Origin of the sequence: Bradyrhizobium manausense, assembly GCF_018131105.1 — a bacterium.
Lineage (GTDB): Bacteria > Pseudomonadota > Alphaproteobacteria > Rhizobiales > Xanthobacteraceae > Bradyrhizobium > Bradyrhizobium manausense_B.
The window spans coordinates 316,829-339,827 of the sequence record NZ_JAFCJI010000002.1; the positions used below are offsets into that span (position 1 = coordinate 316,829).

A 22,999-nucleotide genomic window follows, 5' to 3' on the forward strand; every position below is an offset into this window, starting at 1 on the left:
AGGCATCCACGTTCTTCTGCCCGCGGTGAAAGCGTGGATGGCCGGGACACGGGCGAGCGGAAGCGACGCCGTCCTTCGGACGGCTATGCCCGGCCATGACGATGTGGAGACCCTAGTACTTCGGCTCGTACATCTGCGACTGGACCAGGCCCTTCACATCGTTGGGCGCTGGCCCGACGGCCAGGCCCCGCTGATAGGCAACATCTGCGACGGCCGCTGCAATGAGGGCCGAGACTTCGCGAATGCGCGGCAGCGCCGGATAGAGGCTGCCCTGATCGAGGTCCTCCTTGCCGACGCAATTGGCCAGCGTATGGGCCGCCGCCATGAACATCTCGTCGGTCACGAGCCGAGAGCCGCTGGCGATGACGCCGAGGCCGACGCCTGGGAAGATGTACGAGTTGTTGCCCTGCCGCGGCACGAAGGTGCGGCCGTTGAGCTTCACCGGATCATAGGGGCTACCACAGGCGAACAGCGCGCGGCCCGCTGTGTAGCGGTAGGCGTCCTCCGCCGAGCATTCGGCCTTCGAGGTCGGGTTGGACAGCGCGAACACGATCGGCTGTTCGTTGAGCTCGGCCATCGCCTTGAGCACGTCGGGCGTGAAGGCACCGCCGACCGCGGCCACGCCGATGATTGCCGTCGGCTTCAGTGTCTTGATCGCGGTGAGGAAGTCGGCAATCGGCGCCTGGTCAGTATGCGCATAGCGCAGCTTGTGGCCATGCAGCCCGTCACGGCCGCTGACGACGAGGCCGCGGGAATCCACCAGCCAGTTGCGCCGGAGCGCGTCGGCTTCGGTTGCGCCCTCCGCCATCATGGCGGAGACGACGAGATCGGCGATGCCGGTTGCCGCCTCGCCTGCGCCGAGGAACAGGATGCGCTGGTCCTTCAGCTTGCCGCCGGTAATACGCAGCGCCGAGAACAGGCCGGCGAGCGCGACCGCCGCGGTGCCCTGGATGTCGTCGTTGAAGACGCAGGCCTCGTCGCGATATTTATGCAGCAGCTTGAACGCCGAATGATTGGCGAAATCCTCGAACTGAATCAGAACGCCCGGGAAGGTTTTTCGCGCAGCGGTCATGAATTCATCGACGAAGCTGTCATAGGCTTCGCCCGCGAGGCGGCGCTCGCGCAAGCCCAGATAATAGGGATCGTTGAGCAGCTCTTCGTTGTTGGTGCCGACGTCGAGCACGATGGGCAGGCAATGCTCGGGATGCACGCCGGCGCACGCCGAATAGAGCGACAGCTTTCCAACCGGAATGCCCATGCCGTTGGCACCGAGATCGCCAAGGCCGAGAATGCGCTCGCCGTCTGTGACGACGATGAGCTTTGCTGGGTAAGGCCAGTTCTTCAGAATTTCTCCGATCTGGCCGCGATCGTGCGAGGTGATGAACATGCCGCGCGGGCGCTGGAAGATCAGGCCGTATTTCTGGCAGGCGAGCCCGACCGTGGGCGTGTAGATGATCGGCTGGATCTCGTCGATATTGTCGACGACCACGCGGAAGAACAGCGCCTCGTTGCGATCATGCAGCGCATTCAAGGCGACATATTTTTCCAGATCGGTCGGCAGCGAGCGGAGATTGATCAGCACGCGCTCGACTTGTGCCTCGATCGTCAGCACACAAGGCGGCAGCAGGCCACGCAGGCCGAGCGCGTCGCGCTCCGCCGCGGTGAAGGCCGTCCCCTTGTTGAGCAGGGGATCGCGCAGCAGCGTCATGCCGAGCGCGGAATCGGATGAGGTCGAATGGGCGCTGACCCGAGCAGCTTTATTCACGAATTCCCCCAGGGAGTTTCTTATTGAAGGGCGAACATTGTCGGCCAGCGCTCTCCTGAGATCAAGGACCGAGCGACGCGAGCATCGATTGTGATCTCGCACCGCAGCGAGATTTTCACGAACGATCCGCAGTTGCGCGCGATGCAAAAAGTTAACGCGGCAAAACTGTCGCTTCTCGTGATGGGGGCGAAAGCCGCCTGTTCTCTCCCTTCGTCATTTCCTGGACGCGACGAAGTCGCGAACCCGGAATCCATCGAGCCGCAAATACCGCCGCGCAACGGATTCCGGGCTCGCGCTGAGGCGCACCCGGAATGACGACAAAACCTCGAGATGAGGGCGTGATTTGCGGCGACAGCGCTTTTGCGGCTTGATGTCCGCCGCTATCCGGCGGCTCGCCGCGGCGCGAGGCTTGCGGCGTGATCTGCCGGCGGCGCGACGTGCATCAAGATGGTCTGGGTGGCGGATGCGACCTCGATACCGTTCTGCTGAAAACGCTGCTTCATGCGGCGGTTGAATTCGCGCTGGACCGGCCAGCGGCCGGCCTCGGTGCAGCGAATCTGGCCCACGATCGACACCATCGCGCCATCGACCTTGTCGATGCCCCAGAGTTCGAGGTCGCCGCGGATCAGGGGACGGAATTCCGTCTCGCGGCGCATCTCCTCGACGATATCCTTGAGGATCTGACCGGCGCGGTCGGTATCTTCCTTATAGGCGACGTTGACGCTGACGGAAGCATTGCCGGCGCCGCGGCTGGCATTGGTGATGGTCGTCACCGCGCTGAACGGCACGATGTGCACGGCACCGTCGCCGGCGCGCAAGCGAATGGTGCGGATCGAGACGTTCTCGACCACGCCCGACAGCCCCGACACGCTGACGGCGTCGCCGACCTGGACTGTGTTCTCCAGCAGCAGGAACAGACCGGTAATGAGATCCTGCACCAGCTTTTGCGAGCCGAAACCGATGGCGATACCGACAATGCCGGCACCCGCGAGCAGCGGTGCGACATTGACGCCGATTTCGCTCAGCGCCGTGAGGCCGACCACGGTGGCGATCAGGCACAGCAGCGCCGTGCGCAGCATCGGCTGGAAAGTGCGCAGCCGCGCCGCGCGGGCATAATGCCCGTCGCGCGACAGCGTGTTGATCTGGCGGTCCAGCAGCGCATTGCTGGCCTCCCAGATCGCCGCGGCGACGGCAACGGCGATGCCGATCGTCGCCACCGCCGAAATCAGCCGGCTGCCGATCTGGCCGCCATAGAACCAGACGATGGCATCCACGCCCCAGACCTCGAGCACCGCGACGAAGCCGATGAAGGCGATCACGCTGGAGACGATCTTGCGCAGCAGCGGCAGATAGCGATTGGCGCGGATCTCCAGCCCGGGAAAGCGCTGGAGGATTTCCGGCTGGATGCGGAAGCCACGGTCGATCAGGCTCAGCGTCACCATGATGGCGACCCGCGTGATCAGCACCACCGCGATGGTGCCGACGAAATATTGCAGCAACAGCGAATAGCCGTTGCGGATGTTCAGCGCCCAGACCGCCCATAGCGCCAGATCGAGCGCAATGGCCAGATAATGCCAGCCACCCGCAATGCGGTCGCGCAGGCGCGCCGCGATCCCCTGCCGGTCCGCCGGCGCACGGATGGCATCGGCGACCTGTCGGCGGCATTGCAGGATGATGACGACGACGAAGAGATGCACAACCAGCATCACCATGCGGATGAGCGCCGCGTAACCGGCGCGATGCAGGCCAAGCAGCAACGCCACATTGGCAAAGGCGATGCCTGACACGGCGACGCCGACGATGCGGCGCGCCCATATCTCGACATAGGCCGCGGTCTCCGCGCGCGCCGGAAACAGGCCGAACGGCCCGGCCAGCGCGCGAACGACGCAAATCAGCCCCCGCGAGAACGCGTAGGCGTTGACGACGGCGAGGATCACGAGGCGCACGGTGGCCGGCTCGCCGATCTCGGTTCCGAGCAGCGCAGTCGCAAGGCTCACGAAAACGACCACCGGGAGCAATTCGAGGACCAATCGTCCCAGCACGAAGGGCAACCGCAGCAGCACCTGCCACGCGCGCGCAAGACTGTGCCGGCGCTTGTGCAAGGCGGGCTCGGGCGTGACGTCGGCGAGCGATGACGGTGGATCGGCAATCGGCAGCGCCTGCACCGGCAACCGCGCAGTTTGCGGCACCCGGCCCTCGAGGAAGGCGACCGGACGCCGGATCAGGCGGACACCGGCCCATTCGCCCGCAAGCGCGCAGCCGAACACCAGTGCCAGCTTCCAGCTGATGTCGATCAGGAGATTATAGGCATCAGGGTCATTGGCAGTCCGCACGATCCAGTAATAGAACGCCCAGAAATGCGTGAGCGTCCGCGCCATGGCGGCAACGTCGCGCGAAATCTCGCCGATCTCTTCAGACACGGTGAGCAGAAGTTGCGCGCCGAGGCCGTCGGCCGACAGCGGGATCGGCGATTTCGACTCCGGCGCCGGCGCCGCCGGCTGCTGCGGGCCTGACGCATTCGCGATCACGCGCAGCGTGTCGATCATCTGCGCGCGCTTCTTGTCGTCCTGGAGCGTGTCCAACGCGCGCCTGGCCTCGTCAGGCGAGAGTGCGGCCGGGCTATTGGCGACCGACGCGGGCGGCTCTGCGCGGGCTCCAGAGGACGATGAGACGGCGAGAAGGAGCGCTGCGAAAAGCGCCGAGGCAAGCTTATGCGACACGCGGATTCCCCAAGGTAAATGATACGCGCCGGCGGAATCGTGACCGCGCGAAGCACTGCGTCATGTCGGAACAGCGCTATTCGCCCCCGTCTTGTGTCGGAAGTGGGCCGACGAGACGACAATGTCTTGGCATTTACTGCAGGAGTCCAAAACGCACAGCGCCGGGCAGGTAGGGGCTATGCCTTGCTGATGCAGCCCACTAAACCTTGACCCGGCGTGCCGTTCGCGGTTTCCGCCGCTATGCGATAGTCCGAACGAGCTCCATCGCACTTAACGCGGCTGGATTTGCGGAGGTGGAGTCATAGACCTCCCCTTGCTCATGAAGTGGACGTTACGCGTCGCTTGTTTGCGACCGTCTGCATGCTCCTCCCGTGACATAAAACTGTCAAGCGAGATCAAGGGCGCAAGGATCACAATTGCAAGCGGTTCCCCGACAGACTGACCAGAGGATTTCTCCGCTGAGATTACGAAAGCGCGATGGTGACATCATGCTCCTGTTTTGCCCGACGAGTCAAATGAAATTCGCTAATTCCGAACATCATTTGCGCTGGCGATCAAGCCGTTGATTCCACGATCATCGGCTACTGTGCATGGGGTTGTTTTCGAGAACAGGGGATACTTACCGCTTCCCCTTCCCTTCCTTCTCCAGCGCCTTGCGCACGTTGTCGAACTCCGACAGCGAGGCCTTGTCGGCGCGGGGAAAGCGCAGGTCCAGTTTTTCCAACTCCGCGACGATGACGGAACCGATCACGACGCGGGCAAACCATTTGTGGTCGGCGGGAACGACATACCAGGGTGCATGAGGCGTCGCAGTATGGCGCACGATGTCCTGATAGACCGCCTGGTAGCGCGGCCACAGCGCGCGCTCCTTGATGTCGTCCATCGAAAACTTCCACTGCTTGGCCGGCTCCTCCAGCCGGTCGAGAAAGCGCTCGCGCTGCTCATCCTTGGAAAGGTTGAGGAAGAATTTCAGCACCAATGTGCCGTTACGCGCCAGGTAGCGTTCCCAGGCGGTGATGTCCTCGAAGCGCTCTTTCCAGATGTCCTTGGTGACGAGCCTTGAGGGCAGCTTCTCCTTGGCGAGGATCTCCGGGTGCACGCGCGTCACCAGGCATTCCTCGTAATGGGAGCGGTTGAAGATGCCGATATGGCCGCGCTCCGGCAACGCAACCACGTGGCGCCATAGGAAATCGTGATCGAGCTCCTTGCTGCTCGGCGCCTTGAAGGCGGAGACCTCGCAGCCTTGCGGATTGATGCCCTCGAAGATCGCCTTGATCGCGCTGTCCTTGCCACCGGCGTCCATGGCCTGGAACACGATCAGGACCGACCAGCGGTCCTGGGCGTAGAGCTTCTCCTGGAACGTGACCAGCCGCTTCTTGTTGGCGTCGAGAATTTCCTGCGCCGCCTCCTTGTCCAGACCGCCCTTCTCGTTGGTCTTGTAGTCCTTCAGGTGAAACTCGCCGGACCCGTCGTGGCGAAACGGCGTGATGTAGCGGTCAAGTTCCTGGGCGAGCGATTTGGACGGCTTTTTGCTCATGAGCGCGGGGCACCTTGCGTTGCGACTTCAATCGGTCGAGCAGGCTACCAAGGATGCCCTTCGGAAGGAATATGATGAAAAGCACCAGCAGCACGCCGTAGACGAGGTTGTCCCAGCCGACCGCCTTGGTGCCGAAGCCGATGCGCAGGGTTTCCGCGAGCAGGATGGTGATGACGGCACCGACGGTCGGACCGAGCGAGACGAACAGCCCGCCGACGATGGCCGCGAACACCATCTGGAGCGACACCGCGATGCCGCTGACGGTGTCCGGCGTGATGAACATCTGGTACTGGCAATAGATCGCGCCGGCGAGCGCCGTCATCACAGCGCTGATCAGCGTGATCTTGAGCTTCTCCGCGGTGACATCGACGCCGGCGGCGGCAGCGGCGTCTTCGTCCTCCGAGATCGCCTCGAGCGCGAAACGGCTCATGCTGCGGTCAACCAGGTGCCAGACGACGATGCCACCGAGCCACACCGCGAGCGCGATCAGATACCAGCTGGTCTTGTCGTCGAATTGCAGCGCCAGCAGCTTGTTGCCGGACGCGCGGTTCGGCGTATAGCCAAGCGAGCCGCCGGTATAGTCGCGCGTCGCCGTGATGACCTGGAGCACGATGCCAGACAGCGCGAGCGTCACCAGCACGAAGTAATGCCCGGTGATGCGGAAGCGGAAGCAGGGATAGCCGACGACCAGCGCCAGCGCACCGGCCGCGACCATGCCGACGGGAATGCCGATCCATGGCGACAGGCCGAGATGATTCCACAACAGCGCGGTGACATAAGCGCCGATCCCCATGAAGCCGCCGTGTCCGAGCGAGACCAGGCCGAACCGCCCCATCATCGACCATGATGTGTAAGCGAACGACCAGATCAGGATCAGCACCAGAATGTGCAGATGATAGGGATCGCGATAGACAAAGGGCAGCGCGACCAGCGCCGCCAGCCCGATGCCCCACGCCGCAAGCCGCCCCTGCCCCGTCATCGCCGCCTCGCAAGCAGGCCCGCGGGCCGAATGAACATCATGACGATGAAGAAAGCGAAGGCGAGCACGTAGCCCCATTCGAGATCAGAGAACAGGCCGCCGAGCGAGATGATCTCGGCGAACACAAAGGCGGCGATGAAGCCGCCGATGAAATTGCCGAGCCCCCCGAGCACGCAGATTAGGAAGGTGATCGGCCCGAAGGAAAGGCCGACGAAGGGATGCACGTCGTATTGCAGCACCAGCAGGCAGGCGGCGAGCCCGGCCAGCCCGCCGCCGATGGCCGACGTGATGAGATAGATGCGCTTGGTGTCGACGCCCATCAGCGCCATGATCTGCCGGTCCTGCGAGATGGCGCGGATCGCGGTGCCGGTGAAGGTGCGGGTCATGAAGAGATAGACCGCGACCATGCCGACCAATGCGGCCAGGAACGAGAGCAGTCGCGCGTAGCTGAAGTTCATGTCACCGAACGCGAGCACGGGCAGGCGAATGCCGAGATTGCGGAAGTCGATGCCGAAGGCGACGGTGGCAAAGCTCTGCAGCACGAACAGCACGCCGCCGGTGGCAAGCAGCTGGTTGATCGGCGGCGCCGTGAGCAGCGGCGCGATCACGAGATAATGCAGCAATGCACCGAGGATCGCGACGAGAAGGATGGTCAGCGGTGCGGCGATGAAATAGCTGATGCCGTAGTACTGGACCATGAAATACATGGCGTACATGCCGATCATCACGAGCTCGGCGTAGCAGATCCAGGTCACGTCGATGACGCCGAAGATCAGGTTCAGCCCGAGCGCAAGCAGCGCCAGCACGCCGCCGAGCAGGATGCCGTTGATGACGGCCTCCAGCAGATAGATGTCGAAAATATCCAGGAACGCCTGCATATGGCCCTCACACCCCGAGATACGCTTCCTTGACCGTGTCGCTCGCGAGCATCTCCGCCGACGTGCCTGAGGCGCGGATGGTTCCGGCCTCGATCAGATAGGCCCGGTCGACCACGCGCAGCACCTGCTGCACGTTCTGCTCGACGATCAGCACCGTGAGCCCGCTGGCGCGGATCCGCTTCACCAGCTCGAACACCTGCTGCACCACGACCGGCGCGAGCCCCGCCGAGGGCTCGTCGAGCAGCAGCAGTTTCGGATTGGACATCAGCGCGCGGCCGATCGCGCACATCTGCTGCTCCCCGCCGGACATGGTGCCGGCCATCTGGTGGCGGCGTTCCTTCAGTCGTGGAAACAGGTCGAACACCTCCTCCAGCCGCGCGGCATAACGACCGCGCGCCTCCTTCATGAAGGCACCCATTTTCAGATTGTCGTCGACCGAGAGCTGCGGAAACAGCCGCCGGTTCTCCGGCACATGCGCAATCCCGAGGCTGACGATTTTGTGCGGCGAGGTCGCAAGGACGTCGACGCCTTCCATCGCGATCGAGCCGCGCGAGGGGCGGATCAGGCCGGAGATGACGCGCATCAAGGTGGTCTTGCCGGCGCCGTTCGGGCCGATGACGCCGACGGCCTCGCCGGCCCTTACGTCGAGATTGACGTCAAACAGCGCCTGAAAGGTGCCATAGCCGGCATGGACGCCGCGAAGCTCCAGCATCACTGGCCTCCCGCGCGGCGGCGCGCTTCGGCGGCCGCGGCCTGCGTGGTCTCGGCATCGGTGCCAAGATAGACCTCGATGACACGCGGATCGCCCGCGACTGCGCTCGGCAGCCCCTCCGAAATCTTCTCGCCATGATCGAGCACCATGACGCGATCGACGACCCGCATCAGCACACCCATGATGTGCTCGACCCAGATGATGGTGATGCCGAGTTCGTCGCGGATGTTGCGCAGCATGTCGGCCGCCTGGTCCATCTCGGCCTCGTCGAGGCCTCCGAGGCTTTCATCGGCGAGCAGAAGTTTCGGTGCGGTGGCGAGCGCCTTCGCGAGTTCGAGCTTCTTCAATCCCGCTGCGCCGAGGCCATCGACGCTGGCGTGGCGATCGGTCGGCAAGCCCACCATTGCGAGTGACCGCTCCGCCGCCTCCTCGGCCTTGGCGCGGCTATGGCGGCCCTGGCCGTAGAAGCCGGCCAGCGCGACATTCTCGAAAATGGAGAGGCGGCGAAACGGCCGCGGAATCTGGAAGGTGCGGCCGATACCGCGGTTGATGATCCGGTGCGGCGCCAGCCCCGCGATCTCCGAGCCATCGAACAGGATCGATCCGGAGCTCGGCGCCAGCGTGCCGGAGAGCATGTTGAAGATCGTGCTCTTGCCCGAGCCGTTGGGCCCGATCAGGCCGAGGATTTCGCCCTGATCGACCTTGAACGACACGTTGTTGACGGCGGTGAAGCCGCCAAACCGCTTCACCAATCCGCTGACCTCCAGCACCGCCCCCGCTCCGCCGCTACTGGTTGCTGTAGGTGGTGCCCTTTGGCAGCGGCAGCACGGCTTCGCGCTGCGCCTGACTCTTGGGCCACACCACCGAGGACTTGTCGTCGATGTATTGGATCACGACCGGGAACGAGCGCTCGTTCTGGCCGGCCATCGGCGTACCCTCGCCGTAGAACTTGACGCCGAAGCCGAGCATGGTGCCCCCCTCGGGGATGTCCGTGTCGAGCGCAGCCTTGCGCAGCGCTTCGGGATCGACCCCGCCATACTTCTTGATGGCCCGCGGCAGCACGTCATCCATGAAGACGTAGGTGTTGGACGCACCGATGCCGACATGGGCGGAGCGGATGGCGACGCCCGGCTTAATCTTGTCGAACTCCTCGCCGACCATCTTGATGACGGGCGCAAGCTTCGGGTTCATGGTCTTCTGGTTGGCGAGCCAGATCGAGATCGGATCGGTGTTGAAGATGTAGCTCGCATCGGCACCCATCCCCTCCTTGAGCTTCTCGTAGACACCGTATCCGGCGCCATGGCCGACGAGGGCTGCGAATTTCAAGCCCTGCTCGCGCGCCTGACGCAGCAGCAGCGTGATATCGGGGTTGTAGCCGGTGTGGAAAATGACGTCGGGCTTGGCACGCTTGAGTTTGGTCACCAGCGCCGATAGATCCGGCGCGGTGGCCGAGTATCCCTCTTTCAGCACGATGTTGAAGCCGGCCTTCTTCGCGCCGGCCTCGTTGCCTTTGGAGACGTCAACCCCATAGGAGCCATCCTCGTGGATGATGGCGACCCGAAGGTCCTTCGGCTCCTTGCCCAGCTTCTCCTTCGAGTTCTGCGCGATGAAATCCATCGTCATCGCACCGAACTGATCGCCGCTCGCCTGCGGGCGGAAGACGTATTTGTAGTTCTTGTCGGCGAACACGGCGGACGAGATGCAGGTGGTCATCCACATGAACTTCTTGAGCTGCTCGACGCGGGCCGCAACCGGCACGCATTGCGCCGAGGAGAAGAAGCCGAGCACCATGTCGACCTTCTCCTGCTCGAGCAGGCGGACGGATTCGTTGATGGCAACATCGGGCTTGCTCTGCGCATCGGCATAGACGGCCTCGACCTTGTAGCCCTCGACGCCGGTCTTGCTGAATTGATCGAGGATGATCTTGGTGCCGAGATATTCGAGCTCGGAGCCGCCGCCGGCGAGCGGGCCGGTCAGGTCGAAAATCACACCGATCTTGATTTTCTTGTCTTGGGCCTGGGCCGAAACGGTCAAGCCCATCGCTGCAGTCGCGATCAACAGCCCACGTACCAAGCGGGCAGCCATGCGCAGGCGCATCTAAACCTCCCTGGACGATTGTGCATTGCAGTTTTTTGTTTGGCTTTTGACCCATCACATGGGCTCGGCCGGGCGATGTCAAGCCTCGCGCGTCAGCGCGAGGCGAACTGCTGCGCGATGAAGGCCGTGACAAATCGCGGCATGGCCGGCGTGAGATCATCCATCCCGCGCACGAGATGGATGGCCGAAAGCTCCGGCTCCTCCTGACGCGCCAGATTGGCTTCGATCAGTGCGCGAGCCGCCTCACCCGGCATATCCAGGTTGAGGATCTGGATCATTGCAAGTGAGGTGGCGGTGACGACGCAGTGCCAATCCGTCTCCGCCGAATAATCGGCAGGGGACAGGCCGGTCTCCTCCTCGAGCTCTCGGACGACGCTGCCGGGAATGTCGAGCGCGCCGTCCCTGACATCGTCGAGGTCGGGCGTGCCCGACGGAAAATAGATCCGCCCCGAATTGGCGGTGTGATGGGCCATCTCGCCCATCACGAAGGCACCATCGGAGGTGCGCAGCGCCCCCATTCCGAACCCGTTGAACACGGCCGGATCGGGAAAGCCCCAGTCGCGCCAGGCCAGGAAGCTGGCGAAATCCGTCTCGAAATAGGTGGCGGCGAGACCGCCCTCGGTGAAGACGGCATCGCGCCCGACCAGAACCCGGCCGTTCCAGAGATTCGGCCGCGCGCGTTGTTGTTCGGCGAAATGCGCCTGGATCTCCGCGCGCCGCTCCTCGGCGAACGGCCAGACCATGGGGCGCACGGCAAGATCAAGCGTCGTGACGCGATGAATGGTCGGTGACGTCATAGAGCCCGACTACCAAGCCATCGCGTCGGTTATTTGGCGTTCCCCGTGGTCTTCTTGGCCTGCTCGACAAACTTGTTGGTAAAGGTCTTGCTGACGTCGATCTTCGCGTTGGCCACCTCGGGCGATCCGACGCTGAACACCGCGAGCACGGCGTCGGCGCCCTTCGGATCCATCTTGCCGGTCTCGGAGAACATCGGGATCGTGTTCTTCAACGCGGCGAGATAAAGGTCCTTGTTCTTGCCGACCATCTCGTCCGGCATCTTGGCCATGATCTCCTCAGGCGAATGCGAGTGGATCCAGGCGATCGTGGCCAGCATTGCGTTGGTCAGCGCCTGCGTCTCCTTCTCGTGACCATTGATCCAGGCCACCGTCGAGTACAGCGCGCCGCCCGGATATTCGCCGCCAAAGGTCTCGAGCGTGTCCTTCTGCGTACGGGTGTCGCTGAGGATGCGCAGATCCTTGTGGCTGCCCTGGAGCACGGTGACGGACGGATCGAGCATGACCGCAGCGTCGATCTGGCCCTGCTCCATCGCCGCGACCGCCGTGGCGCCAAGACCGACGCCGATCACGGCGGTATTGGCGGGATCAACCCCGTTCTTCTTCAGAAGATATTTCAGGAAGAAGTCGGTGGAGGAGCCGGGCGCACTGACGCCGACCTTCTTGCCGGCAAGGTCCTTGATCGACTTGATTTCGCCCGTGTGGGAGGGCGCGACCACCAGCACGAGGCCGGGATAGCGGTCATAGACCACGAAGGCCTGAAGCTCCTGCTTCTTGGCCGCCAGGTTGACGCAATGGTCGAAATAGCCTGAGACCACGTCGGCGCTGCCGCCGAGCACGGCCTTGAGCGCGTCAGAGCCACCCTTGAGGTCGACCAGGTCGACATTGAGACCGGCCTTCTCGTACTCGCCGAGCTGCTTGGCCAACACGGTCGGCAAATAGCACAGGCAGGCACCGCCACCCACCGCGATCGTGACCTTGCTTTGCGCTGCGGCAAGACCGGTGGTGAGCGTCAGCGCGAGCAGCGCACCGGCGAGCCTGGCAATCGTGTTCTTCATTGGTTTCCTCCGTTCGGCTGGCGGCACCATAGAGCAGCGGGATTGGCTTGAGAAGGCGGGTCAAGTGGCACTGGCCATTGGCCTTTCGGCGCAATAGCATGGGCGCACAACAACAATCTTTGATAGGGAGGATCATCCATGAATCGCCTTGCTGCCGGGCTGTCGATCACCGCCGCCTTTGTCGCCGGATGCGGCGCGACCTATCTGCTTGGACCGGCATTCGCCGCCGAAAGCATCACGCCGCAGATCATCCATACCGCCGAGATGGAGGGCGATGCGCTCGGTCCCGCCAACAAGGTCGGCTACCGCTCCAAGACCTTCATGACCGCAGACGGCGCCACCATCTCGATCCAGGTCGGCAATGTGCCCAAGCACATGCATCCCAACACCAACGAGATCCAGTACATCCTGGACGGCACCGGGACAATCTGGCTCGGCGACAAGGAAGTCACGGTGAAGCCGGGCGACCTCGTCATCATCCCGAAGGGCACGCCGCACGGCGGTACCAAGCCGATCAGCGGGCAGGTCAAGGCCATCGCGATCAAGACGCCCCCGCAGGCGCCCGACGACACCAAGCTGCTGGATTGAGCGCCTGCTATCGGGGCTCGCGCCGGCGCGCGAGCCCTTTTGCCGCTAGCCGCGCCCGTCCACGGTCGGCCGCCAGACCAGCAGACGCCGCTCCACCAGCGTCACGCCATAGTCGATCAGAATGACGAAGGCCGACAGCACGAACATGCCGGCAAACACGCCGGCGACGTCGAATATGCCTTCGGCCTGCTGAATGAGATAACCGAGGCCCGCGGCCGATCCCAGATATTCGCCGACGACGGCACCGACCACGGCAAAGCCCACCGACGTGTGCAGCGAGGAGAACATCCACGACAGCGCGGACGGCCAATAGACGTGCCGCATCAATTGCCGCTCGCTCATGCCGAGCATGCGGCCATTGTCGAGCACGGTGCGGCTGACTTCCTTGACGCCCTGATAGACGTTGAAGAACACGATGAAGAACACCAGCGTCACGCCGAGCGCGACCTTGGACCAGATGCCGAGCCCGAGCCACAGGGCGAAGATCGGCGCCAGCACGACGCGCGGCAATGCATTGGCCATCTTCACGTAGGGGTCGAACACCGCGGCGACCAGCGGCTGCCGCGCGAACCAGAAGCCGATCAGCACACCGCCAACCGAGCCGATCACGAAGGCGAGGATGGATTCCCAGAGCGTGATAGCCAGATGCTTCCAGATCACGCCGCTCGCGAACCATTTCACGATCTGGCTGAACACGTCGACCGGATTGGAAAAGAAGAACGGCGGCAGCAGGACTTTTCCAAATATCGGGACGCTCGAAAAGAACTGCCACAGCACGATGCAGACGATCGCGACCAGGACTTGCAGCGCAAGCAGCGTGACACGCGACATCAGACCGCCTCCGCCGCCAGGGTGGACTGCGCGTAGCCCTTCATGACCTCGTCCTTGAGCACGCTCCAGATCTCGCGGTGCAGTGCGTGGAACTCCTTGTCCAGCCGGACCTCGAAAATGTCGCGCGGGCGGGCAAGCTGCACGCGCCAGTCGCCGATGATGCGCGAGGACGGCCCCGCCGACATGATCACGACACGGTCGGCGAGTGCGATCGCCTCCTCGAGATCGTGGGTCACAAACAGCACAGCTTTGCGATCGGCGTTCCAGAGGTCGAGCAGCAGATTACCCATGACCTGGCGCGTCTGCGCATCGAGCGGTCCGAACGGCTCGTCCATCAGCAGGATCTTGGGGTCGCGGATCAGGACTTGCGCAAGCGCCACGCGCTTGCGCTGACCGCCGGAGAGCATATGCGGATAGCGATTGGCAAAGGCGCCGAGGCCGACGGAGGTCAGCCATTTCTGCGCCTGCGGCAGCGCCTCGGCTCGCGGCGTGCCCTTGATCTCAAGCCCGATCGCGACATTGTCGAGCGCGGTCTTCCAGGGGAACAGCGCGTCGGCCTGGAACAAATAGCCGGCGTCCCGGTTCAGCCCCGCGAGCGGCCGGTCAAAAATCTTGACGCTGCCGGCGGCCGGCTTGAGCAGGCCGGCGGCGACGTTGAGCAGCGTGGATTTTCCACAGCCGGTCGGGCCGACGATGGCGACGAACTCGCCCTGTGCAACCGCGAGATGGGCTTTCTCAACCGCCGTGTAGACCCGCCCGTCCCCCAGTCGGAACGCAACCTTGGCATCTTCCAGCGCCACTGCCTTGGGCGTCGTCATATGTTTCCTCCGAACTTGGCTTGATGCCTTAGCCGCTCGCGCGGCCAAGTTCAATCAACCGGCCAAGCGTGCTACGCATGGGCCTCGACCACCCACCCTCTTCGGAGGGCAAGCGAGCTGAGTGCACGTCTGATGCCTTCCAGGCCTATGATTGGCTATGCCCACGTCACCAAGAGCTTCGGCTCCCTCAGAGCCGTCGACGACATGTCGCTCGATATAGCCGATGGCGAGTTTCTGGCCATCGTCGGCGGCTCGGGCTCGGGCAAGACGACCCTGCTGCGGCTTGCCAACCGGCTGATCGAGGCCGATGGCGGCAGCATCACGGTCGAGGGAGAGGACGTCCAAAATATCGATCCGGTCGCGCTGCGACGCCGGATCGGTTACGTCTTCCAGAGCGGCGGGCTGTTTCCTCATTTGAGCGTCGCCGACAATATCGGAATCACGCCAAAATTGCTCGGTGCGCCGACAGGCGAGATCGCCGCGCGCGTCGACGAGCTGATCGAGCTGGTGCAGCTCGACCGTGTTGCCCATCGCGACCGGCTGCCGGAGGCTCTCTCGGGCGGTCAGCGCCAGCGCGTCGGTGTGGCGCGAGCGCTCGCAGCCAGGCCCCGCATCGTGCTGATGGACGAGCCGTTCGGCGCGCTCGATCCCCTCACCCGCGATGCGCTCGGCGAAGACTTTCGCGAGCTGCACCGCAAGCTCGGCCTGACCACCGTGATGATCACGCACGACATGACGGAAGCGATTTTGCTCGCGGATCGCATCGCGGTGATGCGCGGCGGCAAGCTGCTGGCGCAGGGCACGCCGGCGGAGCTGTCCGCGAGCAGCGATGCTTATGTGCTTGAGTTACTGCGCACGCCACGGCGCCAGGTCGAGCGGCTGAACGCACTGCTGCCACAGAGCGGTGCGGCATGAGCCTCTTCCATGATCCACGCTGGGGCGAGGCGCTGTCGCATTTGCCCGACTATCTCGGCAACCATGTGCGGGTGAGTCTCGCCGCGCTCGCACTGGGCCTGATCATCAGCCTGCCGCTCGCGATCCTGACGCGCAACCGCCCGGCGCCGCGCGCCGTCCTGCTCGCGGTCGCCAGCATTGTGCAGACCGTGCCGGGACTGGCGCTGCTCGCGCTGTTCTATCCGCTGCTGTTGCTCGCGGCCTCGGTGACGCTGAAATGGTTCGGCATCTCCTTCTCCGCCTTCGGCTTCCTGCCGGCGATGCTGGCGCTGGCGCTCTATTCGATGCTGCCGGTGCTGCGCAACGGCATCACGGGGCTCAACGGCATCGACCCCGCGCTGATCGAAGCCGCGAAAGGCGTCGGCATGACCGCGCGCCAATCGCTTGTCATGGTCGAGCTGCCGCTGGCGCTGCCGGTCATGATGGCCGGCATCCGCACCGCCGCGGTATGGGTGATCGGCACCGCGACGCTGTCGACCCCGATCGGGCAGACCAGCCTCGGCAATTACATTTTTGCCGGGCTTCAGACCCAGAACTGGGTGTTCGTGCTGTTCGGCTGCTTTGCCTCAGCCCTGCTCGCGCTCGCCGTCGACCAACTGCTCGGCCTGATCGAGAGCGGCCTGCGCCGGCGCGGCCGCCTGCGCGCCGGGCTCGGCGCGATCGGCATCGCTGCGCTGGTTGCGGCGACACTGGTGCCGACGATCGGACGGTCGTCGTCCGGCTATGTGGTCGGCGCAAAAACCTTCGCCGAGCAATATGTGCTCTCGGCGCTGCTCCGGGACCGGCTCCAGGCGGCCGGTCTGTCCGCCACGGCGCGGTCGGGTCTCGGCTCGAGCGTGATCTTCGAAGCGCTGAAGGCTGGCGATATCGATCTCTATGTCGACTATTCCGGCACACTCTGGGCCAATCAATTGCACCGCACCGACATCAAGCCGCGCGCGGAGCTGGTGGCGGAGTTGAAGACGGCGCTCGCCAAGGAGAATATCACCCTGCTCGGCGAGCTCGGCTTCGAGAATGCCTACGCGCTTGTGATGCCGAAAAAGCGCGCCGACGCACTTGGCATCCACACCATCGCCGATCTTGCCGCGCACGCATCGACAATGTCCATTGCCGGCGACTACGAGTTTTTCTCACGACCGGAATGGGCGGCCCTGCAAAAGGCCTATAGCCTCCAGTTCCGCGCACAGCGCCAGATGCAGCCGGACTTCATGTATGCGGCGGCCGCCAGCGGCGAGGTCGACGTCATTGCGGGCTACACCAGCGACGGCCTGATCGCGAAATACGATCTGGTGGCGCTCGACGATCCCAAGCAGGCAATCCCGCCGTATGACGCCATCCTGCTACTGGCGCCGAAACGCGCCGGCGACGAGCGGCTCAAGGCGGCCCTGAACCCGCTGCTCGGCAAGATCGACATCACCACGATGCGCGAGGCAAACCTGCGCGCCAGCGGCAACGATGCGAACTCATCGCCGGATGCGGTGGCGAAATGGCTGTGGGGCAAGATTGGCGGGCACTAGGAGAGTCCTGTCTCGTAGCCTGCGTGCTCCCAGGCACACCCGCTCCCGCTACATGACCGGCTTCTCGACTGCGCCTCCAGCGTCGACCCAATCCTTGAAGCCGCCGACGTTGTAGACGCTGCTGTAGCCCATATCCTTGAGCACCTTGCCGGCGAGGGCGGAACGACCGCCGGAGGCACAATAGAGGATCACGGTCTTATCCTTGGCAAAGGCCTTGTCGTGATACGGCGAGTCAGGATCGGCACGAAACTCCAGCATGCCGCGGGAGACATTCACCGCGCCGTGAACCTTTCCGCTCTTTTCGATCTCCGGCGCATCGCGCACGTCAAGCACGAGCACGTTGCCCTTCCCGATCATCTCCCTGGCCTGGGCCGGCGTGATCTTGGTCACGACGGCGTTGGCGGCCTCCAACATCTGTTTCACGGAAATAGACAATGACTCCTCCTGTGGCTTGCGATTTTGTCGAGCGCTCCCATTAACCGGCCTCGTCTTTCGTAGCGTCCCTCGTTCGGAGGACGATGCGAGGAAGGTATCGAGGGATGTGGTGGCAAAATGGCTTTGCGGCAAGGGCGGACGACAAATGGTAAAGTTGAGGGGGTAGCCGCGATGGGGACTTTGGCCACCCCCTCCCTGCCCTCTCCTGGAGGACGAGAGGGCAAAGCACAATCAGTTCACGCCCTCACCTCCTGCCGCTGAAACAGCACGTAGCTGAACGCAAAAAGAATGATCGTTCCAGCGACGAGGCCGACGGTCTGCGGCCACGCGATCATGATGCTTTCGCCGAAGGGCAGCGGCGCGCCCATGACGGCCCCACGGAGCTGATCGAGGAAGACAGGGCCAAGCGCGCGGGTCGTCGGCGACAGCACTGCAAGCATCGCTTCTTCAAACAGGTCGTTCGGCGACAGCCGCAGCAGTTCGTGCGTCCACACCGCGGTCGCCGGATCGTTCAGGCCGAGCAGCGCGTACCGTGGGTCGGGTGGGGCAACCACCTGAGCCAGAGCCGGAGCCAGCATCGGCCAGAGCACCGTCAGGAACAGCCACACGCCGAGCGCGACCAGGGCCGCGGTGGCAGCCGACCGGAACACCGTGGACAGCAGCATCGCCAACGATAGCCAGACGCCCGCATAGAAGATCGCCACGATCAGGAACACCAGCGATCGCGCGACCTCCTCGCTGCCCGGCGGCACGCCGAGAAAGATCAGGCCGAGGCCGATCACCAGCAGCCACAAGGCGGCAAGGCTGATTCCGATGGTAGCAAGCGCCGCAAGGAACTTCCCCATCAGCAGGGCATCACGGTAGATCGGCTGCGCAAGGATGCGCGACAATGTCCGCCTGGTGTGCTCGCCGTTGACTGCGTCAAAGCCCAGCCCGATCGCCATCAGCGGAATGAGGAAGCCGAGGATCGCGACGAAGGACGGCAACGGCGCCTGGTCGATCGTGAAGAGCCGCAGCAGCAGGAACGGATCTTCGGCAGTCGTCTGCCTGAGGCTGTTGATCGCTTCGTACAGAGCTGCGAGAGCCGTGAAGACGATCAGGAGCTCCAACATCAACATGCGGACGCTGGAGATATGATCGGCAAGCTCCTTGACGAAGACGGTCGACAGTCCCTGGAACGGTGATCCCTCACGCCGCATGACGGACGCCTCCGGTTGGCTGGCCCTGGAAATAGCGCGCGTAGATCGCCTCGAGGCTCGGCTCGTCGACGGACAGCTTGCGCAAGGCGCCGTCGACCCCGACGACCGCGCGCGCCGCATCAGGTCGCACGTCACGCTCCGCGGTCATGCGGAAGCGGTCCGCGGCGAGCGTCTTGACCTCGGTAACGCCGGGGATCATGGCAAGCCGCCGGGCGATCCCCGGTCCGTCGGCCTCGACCTCCACGACAAAGCCGGCGCCCAGAACCTTGACCGACAGCTCCGGCACCGCCCCCATCAGTACGATTTGGCCGGCCTTGAACAACGCGACGCGGTCGCAGATGCGCTGGACCTGGTCGAGCATATGGGATGACAGCAGCACGGTGATGCCTTCGGCCTTGAGCTCGCCGATCAATTCCAGGAATTCCTGGGTCGCCTGCGGATCGAGGCCCGATGTCGGCTCGTCCAGGATCGCGATCTCGGCGCGCTTCATGATGATCTCGGCCAACCCCAGCCGCTGCCGCATGCCGCGCGAGAAGGTCGCGACCCGCTTCGAGGCGACGTCGATCAGCCCGACGCGGTTGAGCGCCTGCTCGATCCTGCCCGCGCGCTCCGCGCGGGCCAGCCCCATCAGCTTGCCGGTGTAGGCGAGGTTCTCCGTGGCCGTCAGCTGGTCGTAGAAGCCGACGGCGTCAGGAAGATAACCGACGCGGCGCTTGACCTTGAGCGGCTCGCGCGCCGGATTGAAACCGAGCACGTTGATCTCTCCGGACGATATCTCGGTCAAGCCGAGCATCATCAGGATCGTGGTGGTCTTGCCGGCTCCGTTCGGACCGAGCAGGCCGAACACCTCGCCTCGGACGATGTCAAGGTCGATACCATCGACCACCGTCGTGTTGCCATAGCGCCGGGTCAAGCCGCGCGCATGGATGACCGGAACGTGCATTGGAGTCCGGGTCTCGGTTTGTTGCTCGCTCATCGCCGTCCAAACCTCGCAACGGCACCCAGCATCAGCAACAGCGCGACGCCGATGACACCGGCGCCCGCGACTCCCCATACAGTCGAGGTGCCGACCGTGATGCGGAACTGGCTCGACGCCGTTTCACCCTTGGAGGTGGCGCGGATGTTGGCCTGATAATCGCCGGCCAGCGATTTGTCGCCAGGCGTGAGCAGCGCCTGCACCTCGCTGTCCTTGCCGGGCACGAGACGATCAATCGTCGCGGGCTCGAATGTCACCTTCCATCCGTTCGGCGCCGTGCCAGCGAGCGCGATGTTCTCTGCCGGCGCCGTCCCGCTGTTGCTCACGACGATCGGGATCGAGCTCTGCTTGCCTGCGACGGCACGCGCGCTCAAGAGACCATCGCGACCGGAGATCTGGAGTTGCGGTTCGCCAACCACGTCGAGCGCAAGCTCGGTCGAGGCTGAAGCGTCCCCCGCCTTCACCGTCACCTTCACCGGAAAATGGCCGGCACCGGTGGCGCTGGGCGGCCGCACCTTCAGCTTGATGTCCTTCGATTGACCGGCGTCGATCGGGATCGAAGACAGCTCCTGCGTGCCATAGGCCTCGGTGAACGAGGTCTCGAAATTGGCGGGTGCATCGGCGGCGAAACTGGCGACGACGTTGCGACCCGAATCGTTCTTGATCGAGAGCGTATAATCGAAATTCGATTTCGGACTGCCGCGCAGCGACGGCAGGCTGGACTTCACGCTGAGCTTGGCGGGCAGCTCCTTCGCGAGCGACACCGCGATGGGAAGCTCTGCGCTGGTGCCCTGCCCCTGGGCTTTGACCGTGAGCGTATGCGCGCTGAGATCGCTGCCGGCGGGGATGTCGAGCCGAAGCTGGAGCGCGACACTGCCGTCGGGCGCCGGCATCGCCGCACCGACCGGCTGGCCGCCGCCCAGCAGCGTCGCGGTCCAGCCGCTGGGCACGCCGGCGACCGAAAGCTGGTAGCGGTCCGGCGCGAGACCGTAATCCTGCAACCGCAGCGACACGTTGGTCGTGGTCCCCGGCCGCACCGTAACGGCCGGATAGTCGGTCATGAGATAGAGGCCCTTGATGTCGTGCGCCGGCTCAGCCGCATAAGCGGCCGAACTGAGCAACATGAGGGCAAATGCAAGACGCGCAGCATCAAGCGCTCGCATGGACGATACTCCTGCAAGGAAAGTGAGCCAGAGATGGATAACGGCGACGCCGGAAAGACGATGGCGGCCGCATGCCGGATGATGGGCGCAATCGTGACAAAGTTTGGGAGGCGAGACGCCGAGCCAATTACAAGTCGGTGATCTCAGGCATTTTTGGCTCAGACTTTAGTTTGAAATTCCGCTTGCGCGGTCAAAGATTAATATATCGTAATACGATATATTTTCGGCTCGCGTGAATGCGGAAGCGCGATCGCTAGAGTCCGTGAATCATCCCCGCATCGATCAGCAACCGGTTGAGCCGCCGCGCCTCGGCGCCGTCCTTGCAACCGTAGAAGACGCCCTTGCACCTGAGCATGATCTCCTTCTGCTCGGCGAAGGAGGGATCGAGCGGAATGCCGGCCGCCTCCTGGATCACCAGCGGCAGATAGGCACCGTCGATCGTGTCCATCACCGCGTCGCTTTTGACCGGCTCAAAATTGACGGCGTCGACCGCGTAGTAGGTCGCGTAGAGACGTGGATCGTAAGCGTCGAGCTTCTTGCCGATCGCGCCTTCGTCGAGCCCGGGCTCGAGGATGCCAGGCGCGAACTCGGGCTGATGATCGCCGTAGCGCACGATCAGGAAAGGCTCGCCCGGAAAGCTCTTCTTCAAGCCTGCGATGAAGGTCTTGTATTGCTCGGCACTCATCGCCTGCCGGCGCAGATATTCGTCGATGGACGGCACATTGCCCGGCGCGCGCCAGTTCGGCAGCAGATCGGGGCGGAAGCGCGTCTCCCAGGGAAAATGATTGGCGCCGAGATAGATGAAGGTGAACAGCGGCTTGTTCGGCGTCCGCTCGCCCATCAGCCGCAGCGCCTTGTCGTAGAAGAAGCTGTCGGGCTCGACGTCCTTCGCGCCAAGATCGCGAGAGTCGAGGAAGCGCTCGACACCGGTCGTCATCTGGAAGCTGCGCGCGCCCATGAAACCACCATACGCGGGATAGAGCGACATGGTGTCATAGCCGCAGCGGCGTAGCGCCAACGGCAGACCGCGCTCGACGCGCCCGGACGCAATGCGCGTCACGAAATAGGCAAAGCGGCCAAACGAGCGCGAGGAGAGGCCCGCGAGGACGTTGTATTCGGTGAACCAGCTCGGGCCGCCATTGCTCTCGGCGAGGAACGTGCGCTCCTTGCCGTCCCAGGATTTGAAATGGCTGCCGTAACCCTGCGGCACCTTGATGCCCTGTGCGGCGCGGATGTCAAAACTCGATTCATCATGGATCATGATGATGTTCGGCCGGCGGCCGACAGGATGGCAGGCATCGACCAGCGGCAGGTTGAGCCGTTCGTTGGTCGAGGCGGCCGACTCCATGAAGCCGTACTGCACGAAATCGGAAACCGCGGTGACGCCGGAGCGGAAGAACTTCGAGAGATAACCGTCGTCGTAATAGCCGCGCCAGGCTTCGTCAGGATGATAGACGGAGTAGAACACCAGCCCGGCGAGGCAGGCCAGCATCGATGCGAGCGCCGGCAGGCGGCGAATACGAAACGGATCGAGCCACCATAGCGCATACATCAGCGGCAGCGTGACGAAGCCGGCTCCGATCACCGACCAGCGCAAATTCGGGAAGATCGTGAACAGGAACGCGACGGTGTCGCGGTCGATCATCATCAGGTCGATGAAGTTCACAGTCATCTGCGCGACGTCGTGCTTGAGCTGCGACAACAGCACCAGCACCACGACCATGGTCAGCGACAGCGCGCCCGACAGCGCCGGCCGCCGCAACAGCGTGATCCAGAAGAAGTTGAGAATGCCCCAGGCGAACAGAAATGAAAGACGGGAGCCGAAATCGGCCTCGGTCTCGTACATCAACGCAAGCGCTGCGAAATGCGGCGCGGCGACCGCGAGCAGCCGCCAGATGCCGAGCGCGGCCACGCTCGCCAGAACGGCGGTGGTGGCGGAAGGACCAGGATTGGGCGCGGACGCCATCGCCGACACGCT

At 63.8% G+C, this 22,999-nt stretch carries 21 protein-coding genes; 4 read left to right on the plus strand and 17 right to left on the minus strand.

What is annotated here, in order from left to right; translation table 11 throughout:
• Nucleotides 1-112: 112 nt before the first annotated feature.
• Nucleotides 113-1,765, minus strand: coding sequence for an NAD-dependent malic enzyme (locus tag JQ631_RS21790; RefSeq protein ID WP_212329018.1), 1,653 nt, complete (start codon nucleotides 1,763-1,765; stop codon nucleotides 113-115).
• Nucleotides 1,766-1,855: 90 nt separating this feature from the next.
• Between JQ631_RS21790 and JQ631_RS21795 the strand changes: the two genes are divergently transcribed.
• A complete protein-coding gene (locus JQ631_RS21795) occupies nucleotides 1,856-2,080 on the plus strand; it encodes a hypothetical protein (protein WP_212329020.1) in 225 nt (74 codons plus the stop codon).
• A 65-nt stretch (nucleotides 2,081-2,145) separates the two neighbouring features.
• Here the strand turns inward: JQ631_RS21795 and JQ631_RS21800 are convergent, their stop codons facing one another.
• The 9 genes from JQ631_RS21800 to JQ631_RS21840 form a co-directional block, all read right to left on the minus strand.
• Nucleotides 2,146-4,485 carry a mechanosensitive ion channel domain-containing protein gene (locus JQ631_RS21800; RefSeq protein ID WP_212329026.1) on the minus strand — a complete coding sequence of 780 codons (2,340 nt, stop codon included), beginning with the start codon at nucleotides 4,483-4,485 and terminating at the stop codon, nucleotides 2,146-2,148.
• 619 nt (nucleotides 4,486-5,104) lie between these two features.
• The gene (locus JQ631_RS21805; protein ID WP_212329027.1) at nucleotides 5,105-6,022 is read right to left on the minus strand and encodes a polyphosphate kinase 2 family protein; all 918 of its coding nucleotides are present in this window, start codon (nucleotides 6,020-6,022) and stop codon (nucleotides 5,105-5,107) included.
• Entirely contained in the window at nucleotides 5,982-7,001 is a 1,020-nt protein-coding gene (locus tag JQ631_RS21810) for a branched-chain amino acid ABC transporter permease (protein ID WP_212329028.1), read from the minus strand. The genes JQ631_RS21805 and JQ631_RS21810 overlap by 41 nt, the downstream gene beginning before the upstream one ends.
• A complete protein-coding gene (locus JQ631_RS21815) occupies nucleotides 6,998-7,879 on the minus strand; it encodes a branched-chain amino acid ABC transporter permease (RefSeq protein WP_128950396.1) in 882 nt (293 codons plus the stop codon). The genes JQ631_RS21810 and JQ631_RS21815 overlap by 4 nt, the downstream gene beginning before the upstream one ends.
• Nucleotides 7,880-7,886: 7 nt before the next feature.
• A complete protein-coding gene (locus JQ631_RS21820; protein WP_212329030.1) occupies nucleotides 7,887-8,591 on the minus strand; it encodes an ABC transporter ATP-binding protein in 705 nt (234 codons plus the stop codon).
• Nucleotides 8,591-9,361, minus strand: a complete 771-nt coding sequence (locus tag JQ631_RS21825) for an ABC transporter ATP-binding protein (RefSeq protein WP_212329032.1) — start codon at nucleotides 9,359-9,361, stop codon at nucleotides 8,591-8,593. The genes JQ631_RS21820 and JQ631_RS21825 overlap by 1 nt, the downstream gene beginning before the upstream one ends.
• A 16-nt stretch (nucleotides 9,362-9,377) precedes the next feature.
• A complete protein-coding gene (locus JQ631_RS21830) occupies nucleotides 9,378-10,688 on the minus strand; it encodes an ABC transporter substrate-binding protein (protein WP_212329033.1) in 1,311 nt (436 codons plus the stop codon).
• 92 nt (nucleotides 10,689-10,780) lie between these two features.
• Nucleotides 10,781-11,485 carry an NUDIX hydrolase gene (locus tag JQ631_RS21835; protein ID WP_212329034.1) on the minus strand — a complete coding sequence of 235 codons (705 nt, stop codon included), beginning with the start codon at nucleotides 11,483-11,485 and terminating at the stop codon, nucleotides 10,781-10,783.
• A 29-nt stretch (nucleotides 11,486-11,514) separates the two neighbouring features.
• Complete coding sequence (locus JQ631_RS21840; RefSeq protein WP_212329036.1) at nucleotides 11,515-12,540, minus strand: ABC transporter substrate-binding protein; 1,026 nt, start codon at nucleotides 12,538-12,540, stop codon at nucleotides 11,515-11,517.
• A 138-nt stretch (nucleotides 12,541-12,678) separates the two neighbouring features.
• Between JQ631_RS21840 and JQ631_RS21845 the strand changes: the two genes are divergently transcribed.
• Nucleotides 12,679-13,128 carry a cupin domain-containing protein gene (locus tag JQ631_RS21845; protein WP_212329038.1) on the plus strand — a complete coding sequence of 150 codons (450 nt, stop codon included), beginning with the start codon at nucleotides 12,679-12,681 and terminating at the stop codon, nucleotides 13,126-13,128.
• A 45-nt stretch (nucleotides 13,129-13,173) separates the two neighbouring features.
• Here the strand turns inward: JQ631_RS21845 and JQ631_RS21850 are convergent, their stop codons facing one another.
• Both JQ631_RS21850 and JQ631_RS21855 read right to left on the minus strand, forming a co-directional pair.
• On the minus strand, nucleotides 13,174-13,959 hold the full coding sequence (locus tag JQ631_RS21850) for an ABC transporter permease (protein ID WP_212329040.1): 786 nt from the start codon (nucleotides 13,957-13,959) through the stop codon (nucleotides 13,174-13,176).
• On the minus strand, nucleotides 13,959-14,777 hold the full coding sequence (locus tag JQ631_RS21855; RefSeq protein WP_212329042.1) for an ABC transporter ATP-binding protein: 819 nt from the start codon (nucleotides 14,775-14,777) through the stop codon (nucleotides 13,959-13,961). Before JQ631_RS21855 ends, JQ631_RS21850 begins: the two co-directional genes overlap by 1 nt.
• 132 nt (nucleotides 14,778-14,909) lie before the next feature.
• Between JQ631_RS21855 and JQ631_RS21860 the strand changes: the two genes are divergently transcribed.
• Both JQ631_RS21860 and JQ631_RS21865 read left to right on the plus strand, forming a co-directional pair.
• Nucleotides 14,910-15,692, plus strand: coding sequence for an ATP-binding cassette domain-containing protein (locus JQ631_RS21860; protein ID WP_212329044.1), 783 nt, complete (start codon nucleotides 14,910-14,912; stop codon nucleotides 15,690-15,692).
• Entirely contained in the window at nucleotides 15,689-17,248 is a 1,560-nt protein-coding gene (locus JQ631_RS21865; RefSeq protein ID WP_212329046.1) for an ABC transporter permease/substrate-binding protein, read from the plus strand. The genes JQ631_RS21860 and JQ631_RS21865 overlap by 4 nt, the downstream gene beginning before the upstream one ends.
• A gap of 48 nt (nucleotides 17,249-17,296) precedes the next feature.
• Here the strand turns inward: JQ631_RS21865 and JQ631_RS21870 are convergent, their stop codons facing one another.
• The 5 genes from JQ631_RS21870 to JQ631_RS21890 all read right to left on the minus strand — a co-directional run bounded on the left by JQ631_RS21870 (nucleotide 17,297) and on the right by JQ631_RS21890 (nucleotide 22,987).
• Nucleotides 17,297-17,683 carry a rhodanese-like domain-containing protein gene (locus JQ631_RS21870; RefSeq protein ID WP_212329047.1) on the minus strand — a complete coding sequence of 129 codons (387 nt, stop codon included), beginning with the start codon at nucleotides 17,681-17,683 and terminating at the stop codon, nucleotides 17,297-17,299.
• A gap of 236 nt (nucleotides 17,684-17,919) precedes the next feature.
• Nucleotides 17,920-18,882, minus strand: coding sequence for an ABC transporter permease (locus JQ631_RS21875; RefSeq protein ID WP_212329049.1), 963 nt, complete (start codon nucleotides 18,880-18,882; stop codon nucleotides 17,920-17,922).
• Entirely contained in the window at nucleotides 18,872-19,825 is a 954-nt protein-coding gene (locus JQ631_RS21880; RefSeq protein ID WP_212329051.1) for an ABC transporter ATP-binding protein, read from the minus strand. The genes JQ631_RS21875 and JQ631_RS21880 overlap by 11 nt, the downstream gene beginning before the upstream one ends.
• Before the next feature lie 29 nt (nucleotides 19,826-19,854).
• Nucleotides 19,855-21,021 carry a COG1470 family protein gene (locus JQ631_RS21885; RefSeq protein WP_212329053.1) on the minus strand — a complete coding sequence of 389 codons (1,167 nt, stop codon included), beginning with the start codon at nucleotides 21,019-21,021 and terminating at the stop codon, nucleotides 19,855-19,857.
• A gap of 253 nt (nucleotides 21,022-21,274) precedes the next feature.
• The gene (locus JQ631_RS21890; protein WP_212329055.1) at nucleotides 21,275-22,987 is read right to left on the minus strand and encodes a sulfatase-like hydrolase/transferase; all 1,713 of its coding nucleotides are present in this window, start codon (nucleotides 22,985-22,987) and stop codon (nucleotides 21,275-21,277) included.
• Nucleotides 22,988-22,999: the final 12 nt, after the last annotated feature.